10 protein-coding genes are annotated in these 11,342 nt (G+C 63.1%); 7 read left to right on the top strand and 3 right to left on the bottom strand.

Annotated features, from left to right (window positions below; all coding sequences use genetic code 11):
- The first annotated feature begins 421 nt into the window (after positions 1 to 421).
- From HNQ61_RS23575 to HNQ61_RS23550, 6 genes are all read left to right on the top strand, one after another.
- Complete coding sequence (locus tag HNQ61_RS23575) at positions 422 to 727, top strand: hypothetical protein (RefSeq protein ID WP_170035060.1); 306 nt, start codon at positions 422 to 424, stop codon at positions 725 to 727.
- The gene (locus HNQ61_RS23570; RefSeq protein ID WP_170035061.1) at positions 724 to 999 is read left to right on the top strand and encodes a hypothetical protein; all 276 of its coding nucleotides are present in this window, start codon (positions 724 to 726) and stop codon (positions 997 to 999) included. Before HNQ61_RS23575 ends, HNQ61_RS23570 begins: the two co-directional genes overlap by 4 nt.
- Before the next feature lie 942 nt (positions 1,000 to 1,941).
- Positions 1,942 to 4,479, top strand: coding sequence for a vitamin B12-dependent ribonucleotide reductase (locus HNQ61_RS23565; RefSeq protein WP_205761545.1), 2,538 nt, complete (start codon positions 1,942 to 1,944; stop codon positions 4,477 to 4,479).
- 149 nt (positions 4,480 to 4,628) lie between these two features.
- A complete protein-coding gene (locus tag HNQ61_RS23560) occupies positions 4,629 to 6,476 on the top strand; it encodes an AAA family ATPase (RefSeq protein WP_170035062.1) in 1,848 nt (615 codons plus the stop codon).
- Positions 6,473 to 7,363 carry a sensor histidine kinase gene (locus HNQ61_RS23555; protein WP_170035063.1) on the top strand — a complete coding sequence of 297 codons (891 nt, stop codon included), beginning with the start codon at positions 6,473 to 6,475 and terminating at the stop codon, positions 7,361 to 7,363. The genes HNQ61_RS23560 and HNQ61_RS23555 overlap by 4 nt, the downstream gene beginning before the upstream one ends.
- Entirely contained in the window at positions 7,364 to 8,800 is a 1,437-nt protein-coding gene (locus HNQ61_RS23550) for a response regulator (RefSeq protein WP_170035064.1), read from the top strand. It abuts the gene before it with no gap.
- Between the two features lie 59 nt (positions 8,801 to 8,859).
- On the opposite strand, the gene HNQ61_RS23545 is transcribed toward HNQ61_RS23550, so the two are convergent.
- Positions 8,860 to 9,045, bottom strand: a complete 186-nt coding sequence (locus HNQ61_RS23545; protein ID WP_170035065.1) for a hypothetical protein — start codon at positions 9,043 to 9,045, stop codon at positions 8,860 to 8,862.
- 463 nt (positions 9,046 to 9,508) lie between these two features.
- Here HNQ61_RS23545 and HNQ61_RS23540 point away from each other — a divergent pair, with 463 nt between their 5' ends.
- Entirely contained in the window at positions 9,509 to 9,733 is a 225-nt protein-coding gene (locus HNQ61_RS23540) for a DUF433 domain-containing protein (RefSeq protein ID WP_170035067.1), read from the top strand.
- 52 nt (positions 9,734 to 9,785) lie between these two features.
- On the opposite strand, the gene HNQ61_RS23535 is transcribed toward HNQ61_RS23540, so the two are convergent.
- Positions 9,786 to 11,024 carry an MFS transporter gene (locus tag HNQ61_RS23535; RefSeq protein WP_170035068.1) on the bottom strand — a complete coding sequence of 413 codons (1,239 nt, stop codon included), beginning with the start codon at positions 11,022 to 11,024 and terminating at the stop codon, positions 9,786 to 9,788.
- Between the two features lie 57 nt (positions 11,025 to 11,081).
- Complete coding sequence (locus HNQ61_RS23530; protein WP_170035069.1) at positions 11,082 to 11,312, bottom strand: hypothetical protein; 231 nt, start codon at positions 11,310 to 11,312, stop codon at positions 11,082 to 11,084.
- Positions 11,313 to 11,342: the final 30 nt, after the last annotated feature.

Here is an 11,342-nt window from a genome sequence, read left to right as displayed (position 1 = left end):
CCCAGCCTGCCAAGCGAACTGCTGCGCCGCGGCCGCGAGTTGAGCCGGCGACTGCGTGAGCGGCCACGAAAACGAGCGCTGCAACTAACTGGCTTATCACTACTTAGCCGAATAAGTTAGCGCGTATGGGGTTGGGGGGAGGGGGGAGCCCGCCGTCGCACCGAGCCATCCGGAACGCACGGCACTGGGGTGTGCTCCCTCTCCCACATCCGTTCGTGGGAGAGGGTCGTCGTGCGCAGCACGCGGGGTGAGGGCCACAGCCGGCCGCCACACGACCCTCGGCCACTCGCCCCAAACTCCTGCAGTCGCACTCACGCACTCACGCACCCCGCACTCACGCACTTCCCCTCCTTCCCCGGCACGGATCGTGAACAACCATGCCGCCCAACGGTTTGCACTCCTACACACGGATGAGGTGACCATGGGCGGCAAGCGACCCGATCAGTACAACATCGACCCGCGCGAGGCGGGCGCGACGGACTACAAGAATCTCCCGCAGAACACCCGCGCCGGATCATCGGAGGACGACACCGTGCTGCAGGACAAGCAGGAGCTTGCCGAGCAGGCCGCGGCGTCGGGCATCCCGCACAACCCGGGCAAGCCTGCACCCTCGGTTCACGCCAACGCGGGCCTGCACAAGGACAGCGATTCCAGCGTGGACGACGCGGGCAAGGCGCGCGAGGCCCGCGGCAACACCGACCCCCGCGAAGAAGGGGTGGGCGGATGACGGAAGAGCGCTCCGCCGGACCCGGCCCGCGCAAGGAAGTGGGGACGGCGGCCTCGTCGCAGGTGCATCCGCCGCACGCGACCGAGAACGACGAAGGCGCCCAGGTGCAGGAATCCACGACGGCCCCCAACACCGTTCCCGTCGCGCCGGCCAACGCGCACGGCAAGGATCTCGTGGAGGCCGACAAGGCGCCGTCGAAGATCGATGACGAAAGCATGTACGGCGGGCGCCCGGGAGAGCACAAAGACCGGCGTGAGACGGACATGCCGTGATGGCAGAACGCTCGTGAACGCCGCTCTCGCGGCGTGATCGGGACGTGGGTGGACGGAGAGGCCAGACCGGCATGCGCCGGGCTGGCCTCTTTCACGCGGGGGCCTGACCCGGCGTTCGCGATGGTGTAGTTTGGTCGCGTGGAACGGCTGGCGGGGCGGGGATGAAGGGCGTTGCGGAGTACCGTGCGGCCGCCGGCTGTGGCCCTCACCCCGCGTGCTGCGCACGACGACCCTCTCCCACGAACGGATGTGGGAGAGGGAGCACACCCCAGTATCGCCCGCATCCCACAATGCGGTTGAAGCCCCGAACGGCGCCTGTAGGCGTCGTGTCGGGGGTTCCCGCTGTCTGAGCGGCGGATTCATTCGCTCAACGATGATCGCGCCGGCCGGGTACTCTCCGGCCCGCGCGGATGCGTTCCGCCCGGACCGATCCGGCTTTCAACGGCGCTGATGTGTCCGGCCCGCGCCTGACCATCTGCCATCCCGATAAGGATCCGGCGCGCTGGTGTGTCCGATCCGCGCCGATGCGTCCGCCGGACCAACCTCCCCCAGTCTTTTTTGGGGGAGGTGGGCGAGTAGTACGAGCCCGGTGGGGGCCGCCCGCCCACCCCGCACCACAACCCCTAGTACCACCCCTCCACAACCGGTAGTGGTGCCCCTCGCGCGTCCGCTCCGTCCGGCTGCGCGGGACGATCCGGAAAACCTCCGCGCCACTGCTGGAAAATCCCGCCAAACCGGCCTTCGTGGACGCTTCCGGCACACACGTTGCGACCGCTCACAAGACACTTGACCCACTACATGTAGGGGTCTATACTGCACTCCACGCTAGATGTGGTACACAGCGCGCCTGAGCAGCGGCGCGGCGGCGTACCCGTCCCAAGCTCTTGTTCTGCCTTGTTTTTCGCCGTCAATCAACACGCAACGGACCCCAGGAGTACCCAGATGACCCCTTCCTCCGCCCCGACCTCGCCCATCGCGGATCTGGACCTGCCGCGTGCCGAGCTGTCCGACAACGCCCGCATCGTCTTGGCCAAGCGCTACCTGCGCAAGGACGAAAAGGGCAAGCCCGTCGAGGAGCCGGAGGAGATGTTCTGGCGCGTGGCCTACACCATCGCCCAGGCCGACGCCAAGTACGGCGCCGGTGAGGAGCAGATCCGCGCGCTGGCCCGCGAGTTCTACCTGCTGATGACGCGCCGGCTGTTCGAGCCCAACTCGCCCACGCTCATGAACGCCGGGCGCCCGCTGGGGCAGCTGAGCGCCTGCTTCGTGTTGCCGGTGGACGATGCGCTCAGCAACGGCCAGAGCGGCGTGTACGACACGCTTCGGTCCATGGCGATGGTGCACCAGTCGGGCGGCGGCACCGGCTTCAGCTTCAGCCGCATCCGCCCCGAGGGCGACCTGGTCAACAGCACCACGGGCGTGGCCAGCGGGCCCATCAGCTTCATGTCGCTGTACGACTCGTCCACGGAAGTGGTGAAGCAGGGCGGCACGCGCCGCGGCGCCAACATGGGCATCCTGCGGGTGGACCACCCCAACGTGGAAGAGTTCATCGACTGCAAGCAGGACATCACCAAGATCACCAACTTCAACATCTCCGTCGCCATTACCGACGCGTTCATGCGCGCGGTGCAGAAGGGCGAGCAGTACGACCTCATCAACCCGCGCACGCAGCAGGTGGTGGGGCAGAAGGACGCGCGCGCCATCTTCGACAAGATCGTGCAGAACGCGTGGCGCACGGGCGAGCCGGGCGTGTTCTTCATCGACCGGGCAAACTTCTACAACCCGGTGCCGCACCTGGGCTCGTACGAGGCGACCAATCCGTGCGGCGAGCAGCCTCTGCTGCCGTACGACGTGTGCAACCTGGGCTCGGTGAACATCGGCGCCTTCGTGCGCGACGACGTGCCCGCGGGCGAGGCCTGGAGCGACCGCATCGACTGGAAGGAGTACCGCCGGGTCACGCGCCTTGCCACGCACTTCCTGGACAACGTCATCGACGCCAACCAGTACCCGCTGCCGGAAATCACCGACCTGGCCAACCGCATCCGCCGCATCGGGCTGGGGGTGATGGGCTTCGCCGACCTGCTGGTGCGGCTGGGCGTGCCGTACAACAGCGCCGAGGGCGTGGAGATCGGCCGCCGGGTGATGGAGTTTCTGGATGAGGAAAGCAAGCGCGAGTCGGAGCGGCTGGCGCAGACGCGCGGCGTGTTTCCCGAGTGGGAGCAGAGCATCTGGGGCCCGGACGAAACGGCCGCCCGCGCGCCCAACGGTGAGCGCATCCGTCCGGTGCGCGCCATGCGCAACTGCAACGTGACGACCGTCGCGCCGACGGGGACGATTTCGATCTTCGCGGGCTGCTCGTCGGGGATCGAGCCGCTGTTCGCGGTGGCGTTCATGCGCAACCAGGCAGGCAGCCTGATGCCGGACGTCAACGAGGACTTTACCGCCATCGCGCACGCCGAGGGCTGGTACAGCGCGGAGCTGATGGAGCGGATCGCGCGCGAGGGGCACATCCACTTCGCCGAGGTGCCGGAGCACGTGCAGCGCGCCTTCAGCACGGCGCACGACATCACGCCCGAGTGGCACGTGCGCATGCAGGCCGCCTTCCAGGAGCACTGCGACAGCGCCATCAGCAAGACCACCAACTTCCCCAACGGCGCCACGGTGGATGACGTCCGCAAGATCTACGAGCTTGCGTTCGACCTCAACTGCAAGGGCGTGACGGTGTACCGCGACGGCAGCCGCGACGGACAGGTGCTGAGCACCGGCGCCACCAAGACGCCGGCGCAGCAGGCGGAGGACGCGAGCAAGGTCGCGGAGGCGCAGGCCAAGGTGTCGGAGAGCGCCGAGCGCATCGCCAAGCTGGAGCGCGAGGTGGCGCGGCTGCGGACGGACCTGAGCCAAGCGGAGCACGTGAACGCCCAGGCGCGCCGGCAGAAGCGCAAGCGCCCCAACGTGCTGCGCGGCACCACGCGCAAGATGAACTCGCCGCTGGGCGACGTGTTCGTCACCATCAACGAGGATCGCGAAGGGCACGAGTTCGAGGTGTTCGCCACGCTGGGCAAGGCGGGCTCTGTCGCCATGGCCGACGTGGAGGCCATCGGCCGGCTGATCAGCATGGCGCTGCGCTTCGGCATTCCGGTGGGCGACATCTACCAGCAGCTCCGCGGCATCAGCTCGGACCGCGCGGTGGGCTTCGGTGAGAACAAGGTGCTCTCGGTGCCCGACGCCATCGCCCAGGCGCTGGGCTGGCACCAGCGCGAGAAGGCGGGCATTCAGCAGGAGCTGATTCCCGAGGCGGTGGGCGGCAAGACGGAAGACGTGAAGCTGCCCGAGGTGCTGGAGCAGCCGCAGCTTTCGCTGATGAACTACGCGGCCGAGGCCGAGGTGTTCATGGGCACCTGCCCGGACTGCAGCAGCCAGCTGGAGTTTGCCGAGGGCTGCAAGAAGTGCCACGCCTGCGGCTTCAGCGAGTGCGGGTGATCGCGGGACATTGGGATGGCGCGGGCCCGGGCTGGCGGTTTGAGTTGGGGCGGCTAGGTGGTCCCGGGTGATGAGTGGGAGGGCCTCCGGATTGTTGGGGGCCCTTCGTTCCGTCCAGCAGTGAAATCACCTTCTCTGAACAAGGATTTATGCGGATCGAACGACTCCAAGTGGATGAGGGATTTCTGGATGGTCTTGATCTCCGCCTCGCGGACGGGCTCAACGTATTGATCGGACCGCGGGGAGCAGGTAAAACCTCTATTATCGAGCTGGTCCGGTTTTGTCTTGCCGCTCCCGGCTTCTCTGATCGCTCCAAAGCACAAGCCAAAGAACATGCTCTGTCGGTGCTTGGCAGTGGGCAAGTAACGATCACGCTGTCAACGGACGAAGGCCCTGCAACTGTCGTCCGAACCGCAAGTGACGCCGAGCCACGCGTGTCGGGCAGGTTCGAGAAGCCACTCATCTTCTCTCAAAATGAGATCGAAACAATCGGCCTCATAGCGTCCAGCCGCTTGAACTTGATTGATTTCTTTCGCACAGACCGGGACAAGTTGCGCGAGAGTGCTACCCACGCGCGCGCCGAAGTTCGTTCCCTGATGAGCGAGATGCGCGCTCTCGCTCAGGAAATTACGGAGTTGGAGGAGCGAGCCGGCGGAGCGGAAGGGCTAAGAGAACAGCTAGTAGCTGCCGAGGAAGAGCAGCTAGGAGTCATCCAGTCCCTAGGGGATGCCGAGGGACGCTGGGCAGAACTGGATGCCCTAACGTCTACTGCAGCACAACTCGCAGTGCGAGACGGCGTGTACGACAGAGTTGTACGCAGCTTAGAAACGTGGGGAGAGAGGGCAGCTACTCTAGTCCGTAACAAGCCTGACGTTGAGGACTGGCCCGAGGCTGCAGGAGGTCCTGATCCGATAGCTGCGGTTCGGGCGTCAGTAGTTGACGCGATGGCAAGCGTTACTGCCTCGATCGATGTGTTGGCGTCGCGTGTTCAGGGAATCGAGGAACTGCGGAGTGCGAACAAGGCTCAGCAGATTGAGACCGAGCAGCAATCTCGCGATCTGCGGAATTCCTTGGAGCAACTGCAGAAAGGTGGGACTGTGATTTCAAAGCGGATCTCAGGCCTCCGTGAGCAGATCGCTCAACTCGATGCCCTGACCCCGCTTCGTATGAAGAAGCTCGAGGCATGGACTACTCTTCGCGATAGCAGGGATACCTTACTCGACGAACTCGATTCCCTCTGCGAGAGAGAGTATGAGGAGCGTGCGGACGTCGCAGCACGTTTGAACCGACAACTTGGCCCAACAATTCGAATTACCGTTCAGCGGTTCGGTATCCATACGGAGTATGTCAACACCATTCGTAATGTCCTTCGTGGAACGGGTCTCCACTACAATACCCTTGCTCCCATGCTCGCTGAGAAGATGAGCCCGCGGGAGGTTCTTGACGCGGTAGAATCACAGGATTACGAAACTCTGAGTAGCATTGCGGGGATCCCGGTCGATCGTGCTGCAAGATTGGTTGCTGAACTCAGCAAGACTGGAACCGAGGAGTTGGTGACGTGCGAATTACAGGATTCAGTCACCCTTAGCCTGCTTGACGGAGGTGAATACAAGAGCACGGAGCACCTGTCCACTGGTCAGCGCTGCACTGTTGTGCTCCCGATTCTCTTGGCGAAAGAGGACCGGGTTCTTGTTGTCGATCAGCCGGAGGATCACCTTGATAATGGGTTCATAGTCGGGACGGCTATTGAAGCCATTCGAAAGCGAAAGCAATTCGGGCAATTGATCTTCTCTACGCATAATCCCAACATCCCGGTCTTGGGCGAGGCAAGCCTGATCGTTCTGATGGGCTCCGATGGTCGAAACGGGTTCGTCCGACACGCGCGACCTTTAGACCATCCAGAAAGCGTAGAAGCGATCACAACTGTAATGGAAGGTGGTCTCGAAGCTTTTCATCGTCGTGCAGAGTTCTACGGCGACAACGCTGAATCGAGATGACGCGAGAGGAGGCCTTTGACGCGCTGAATTCTTCAAGTATGCATGAGAGGTTGAAGGGTGCACGCCACCTTCGACACACAGCGCAACGCGACGATTTCCCGAAGTTAACCGCAGCTCTTTCAGTTGAGTCCGTCGTCTGGGTACGTCGTGCCCTCGAGCAAGCGCTCGAAACAGCGGGAGTCAAAACTGCTCCCAATGCGATCTCGTCACGCATTTGGGATGACGTTGAACCCGAAGACGAAGCGTATGCACGTGCTGTCGAGGATACTACTCGACGGCTCGTCCATGAGCTTCAACCGATTGTGGGGATTCTTCGCCTCCATGCTACTTTGGAAGTTCCAGATTTCGGCAACAGTCGGACGTATAGCGCATTATTTCGCCTCGCGGATACCATTGAGGCTGTTTCCGTGCTCGCGAAGGTTGCAAGAGTTCCACAAGCTCGTGAGTTCGACCTTGCAGATCTAATTCGGTCGGTGAGCGAATCAGAAGCATTCAGTGCGCAGGCTGCGGTAGAATTTGCGGGTATTGCTCCTCTCATGGCCGTTAGCGATCCGACCATTCTCTCGATTGTGATCGCCAACGGCATCCGGAACGCGATTGAAGCCACTTTGGCCGGGGGGCGAAGCCACCTCCCGGTCGTGGTTAACTGGGGTAGTACGCCCAAGGAGTACTGGTTTAGCATAATCGACCACGGTGTCGGGCTTCCGCTCAGTGCAGGCCGAGTCTACGAAATCGGAACAACTACGAAATCGGAGCATCTAGGGATGGGTCTCGCCATCTGTTATCGCGCGGCTCGGACTTTGGGTGGTGAAATTGTACTAAACAGACGCGAAGAGGTGGGTGCTGCTTTCCACTTTCGTTGGCCCCGCCCATTCACGGAGAGATGAATGCGAGTTTTGCTTATCGAAGACGACCAGGCATTCGCGTCGGCGTTTACGAATGCTCTGCAAGACCTTGAACCCTCAATCGACTGTCTCCACGCGTGGAGTAGGGAGGGTGCGGTAGCCGCGCTCGGGTCGTCCGAATACGACACCATTCTTTGCGACCTCAGCATCCCATCCACTGACGGCGCCCTAGATGAGGATGTGATACATGGGATTTCCGTGTACCAGCAGGCCCGAAAATTACATCCGGGCACTCAAATCTTGATCCTGACCGGACACAGCGAAGAGCAGATCGACTTCGTCACAACAGCAATCCAAGAAGCTCCCCGCGAGGATCTGTTCGGGATGCGCAGGCCGATGGCGCTTACTCGGTTGATACGGAAGGTCAATCTGGATGACTGCATTCTGTCACTGGTGGAATTCGCGCGGGCTCAACAACAGATGGATGACACGATTGAGATCCAAGAAAGAGGCATTGCACTTACGTCCGCCGAGCGGCGGCTTCTCCGAATCTTCGCTCAGAGACATAACGGGGCGATCATCGATGTCCTACCACTAAGTGGAGGGCTCTCCCAATCAAAAACACTACGTGTCCAAGTACAGGATTCTGGACTTGTTACGCGTGCAGTAGCTGTAGCAAAGCTTGGTTCACTCGAGTCGGTAACGGATGAGGAGACACGCTACCGTAAGCACATCGCGCCATTGCTCGGGGTAGGGAGCTTCACATCGTTTTCGGATGAGATCCGTGCCGGTGCGGGGAGCGTCGCCGGACTGTTTTATACACTCGCTGAGGAATATCAAACGAGCTTCTTTGATGTGCTCGCGAGATCCGAGAGGGACGCGTTGTTAGTTCTAGATCGATTGGTGGAACTTGAGCGGCCTTGGACTTCCTCGTGGGCTTCTAAACAAATCCGGGTAGAAGATCTGCGTCGCTCAATGATCAGCGATGATCAATTCATCCCATACGCCGATTCGGTCCGGGCACTCATCCCGCTCGATCAAGTAGAGCGGTGCCGGGTTACCGTGAGACAATGCCCGCAGCACGGTGACTTGCACGGGCTTAATATCCTGGTTTCGGGCGAGAATCGCCCGGTCTTGATCGACTATGGGGATGTAGGGATCTGGTGCGCCTGTTACGACATGATCGTCCTTGAACTAAGCCTCCTGTTCCACCCCACGTCAGTTGCCGTTCGCGGTGATTGGCCATCTGTGGAGCAAGCCGCTCGATGGAATGATCTTGATGTGTACGTGGCCGACTGCCCATTCCCTGAATTCGTGCGCCGTTGTAGAGCCAATGCCATCCGGCTCGCTGCGGCTCGGCGTGACGTTTTCGCGAACGCATATTCGTTTGCAGTTAGGCAACTTAAATATCCGAATACCGACAAGAACCTCGCCCTCGCAGTTGCCCGATGCGCTGCGCGAGAGTTACTCCGCACGTAGGAATCGCATAGGTCTCGGCGGGGAGCCGCGTGCTAGGCTTGCACGCGGCCCCGTAGTACTCACGCGGCAGTGAACACCAGTCTACGTACGACTTCCCGCGCACCTCGTCTGTACACCGTCAGGCATACCAGCTCGCCCGCCGGATCGCGCACCTCCCACCAACGGCTGTGGTCCTGCTTCTGGATCGTGTAGCCGGAGTGCTCCTCCAGCCTGGGCCGGCGCACGGCGCGGGGTTCCATCAGCATGGTGAACTCCAATCCTCTTGACCCGCGCCGCCCGGCAGGGCTACCGTTGTGGCGGACGGCTCTCGGGTCGTTCTCGTGAGGCTGGTCGATTCTTCTTGGCGGGAGAGCGGCCAGCCTTCTTTTCGCCCTGCGTGGAAATAACCTAGTACCGCAGTGGCGTTTTGTCAATAACCACGTACCACGTCGGCGATGGACTTCAAAGAGGCCACAGACATCCTCTGGGGAACTCAGCCCGTGACCGCGGCAGACATGGCCGAACGGCTCGGGAAGGATCCCCATACGATCCGTCGTGCGCGCATGAGCGGACCCAACGCGCGCACGGCCCCGAAGGGCTGGGAGCCCGTTGTGGCGGATCTGGCAGAGAAGCACGCGGACGAGTTGGAGGCGCGAGTGCGTGATCTGCGTCGGCTTGCTCGTGAACTGCAGGGCTAGTCCAGCTATCGCGACCAAGCCGGGAGGAGTGATGACTGAGATCGATCAGCGAATCACCTCGAACCCCGCCGTGCGCAGCGGAAAGCCGGTCGTGCGTGGAACGCGCATCGCGGTGTCCGACGTGCTGGAGTACCTCGCGGGCGGAATGACAATCGGGGAAGTCCTGGCGGACTTCCCCGATCTGGATGCGGAGGACATCCGCGCCGTGCTGGCCTTTGCGGCTCAACGCGACTACCGGCGCTCTCCGATCACGTAACTGCTGCGCGTAGTTCCTGTCTTCGTCGTGACTCCGCGCCCCGCTCGCCTGCTCAGCTCAGCTCGTCCAGCTTGCGGAGGGCGGGGACGCGCCAGGCGGTCACGCCCACCACGGCCAGCGTCGCCACCCCGCCCACCACGATGGACCGCACCACCCCCAGCAACCGCGCCATCACGCCGCTCTCAAACGAGCCGATCTCGTTGCTTGATCCGATGAAGATCTGATTCACCGCCGACACGCGCCCCAGCATGTGCTCGGGGGTGCGGACAGTGAGCAGCGTGCTGCGGATCACCACGCTGACGTTGTCCAGCATGCCGCTGATCACCAGCAGCCCCAGCGACAGCCAGAATGACCGCGACAGCGCAAAGAAGATCCAGCACAGCCCGAATCCCGCCACGCACAGAAACAGCTTGGGCCCCGCCTTGCGCAGCGTGCGGTGCGCGATGACCACGGACATCAGCACCGCGCCGGCCGCGGGCGCCGCGCGCAGCACGCCCAGCCCCTGCGGCCCCACGTGCAGCCGCTCGGCCGCAAAGATGGGGAGCAGCGCCACCGCCCCGCCGAACAGCACCGAAAACAGGTCCAGCACCTGCGCGCCCAGCAGCTCCTTCTGCGTGAACAGAAAGCGGATGCCCACCGTCAGGTTCTGCCAGATGCTTTCCTCGCCGGCCACGATCTCGCGCACGCGCGGCGTGTAGGCCATCATCCCCAGCCCCAGCAGGCCCAGCGCGCACAGCACCGCCTCTACCGTGTACGCCAGCCGCGCGCTGGCGAATCCGTACAGCACGCCGCCCAGCGCCGGCCCCAGCACCGCCGACGCCTCCCACATGGACGACCGCCACGCGATGGCGTTGGCGTACTGCTCCCGCGGAACGATCTCGGCGCTGATGGCCGTGCGCGCGGGCTGCAGAAAGCTGCGCGCAATCCCGCTGACGAACACCACCGCAAAGATGGGCCACTCGCGCCCGCCGGCCAGCACGGACGGGCTCAGCGTGATCATCAGCAGCGCGCCGGCGCAGAGGACCTGCAGCGCGGTGCTGTACATCGCCAGCGTCTTGCGGTTGTGCCGGTCGGCCACGTGCCCGGCAAAGAGCGCCGCGCTGATGAACGGCAGCGCCTCCGCCAGTCCCACAAGCCCCAGCGCCAGCGGATCCTTGGTGAGCGCGTACACCTGCCAGCCCACCACCGTGGCCTGGATCTGCGTCCCCAGCGTCATGGCCACCAGCGCGGCCACGTACCACCGGAACGCCGGATTGCGGAGCGAAATGTATGGATCGAGCCGTTCGGCCATGAGAGCACTCTGATCAGGGGAAATCCGCCGCCATGGTAGCCCGTCCAGCTACTCTGGTCAACGCCGCGCATCCGCCGGATCTCGCTGGTGCTGCACATCATCCGCCCGCAGCCCATCACCAGGCGGGGTGGATGGACGGCCCTGCCCGATCATCGGATGATGACCGCGCCGCGCCTTGAACCTCGCATCGCCGATGCGTGTGATCGCGGCGGGCCTCGTGGGATGATTCGCTGCCTCGACGGCGGCGGGTACCGCAATCGTGATGGCGAATCCGATCACGTCCATCATCCGCGATCATCCGTCCATCGCGATCACCGG

The organism is Longimicrobium terrae (genome assembly GCF_014202995.1).
GTDB lineage: Bacteria > Gemmatimonadota > Gemmatimonadetes > Longimicrobiales > Longimicrobiaceae > Longimicrobium > Longimicrobium terrae.
Note: the sequence above shows the minus strand (reverse complement) of the source record. Positions and strands in the feature narration are given on the sequence as shown.

Coding starts and splice junctions, on each gene's coding strand:
- HNQ61_RS23575 (WP_170035060.1), top strand. CDS start 422: ATGGGCGGCAAGCGACCCGATCAGTACAACATCGACCCGCGCGAGGCG.
- HNQ61_RS23570 (WP_170035061.1), top strand. CDS start 724: ATGACGGAAGAGCGCTCCGCCGGACCCGGCCCGCGCAAGGAAGTGGGG.
- HNQ61_RS23565 (WP_205761545.1), top strand. CDS start 1,942: ATGACCCCTTCCTCCGCCCCGACCTCGCCCATCGCGGATCTGGACCTG.
- HNQ61_RS23560 (WP_170035062.1), top strand. CDS start 4,629: ATGCGGATCGAACGACTCCAAGTGGATGAGGGATTTCTGGATGGTCTT.
- HNQ61_RS23555 (WP_170035063.1), top strand. CDS start 6,473: ATGACGCGAGAGGAGGCCTTTGACGCGCTGAATTCTTCAAGTATGCAT.
- HNQ61_RS23550 (WP_170035064.1), top strand. CDS start 7,364: ATGCGAGTTTTGCTTATCGAAGACGACCAGGCATTCGCGTCGGCGTTT.
- HNQ61_RS23545 (WP_170035065.1), bottom strand. CDS start 9,045: ATGCTGATGGAACCCCGCGCCGTGCGCCGGCCCAGGCTGGAGGAGCAC.
- HNQ61_RS23540 (WP_170035067.1), top strand. CDS start 9,509: ATGACTGAGATCGATCAGCGAATCACCTCGAACCCCGCCGTGCGCAGC.
- HNQ61_RS23535 (WP_170035068.1), bottom strand. CDS start 11,024: ATGGCCGAACGGCTCGATCCATACATTTCGCTCCGCAATCCGGCGTTC.
- HNQ61_RS23530 (WP_170035069.1), bottom strand. CDS start 11,312: ATGATGGACGTGATCGGATTCGCCATCACGATTGCGGTACCCGCCGCC.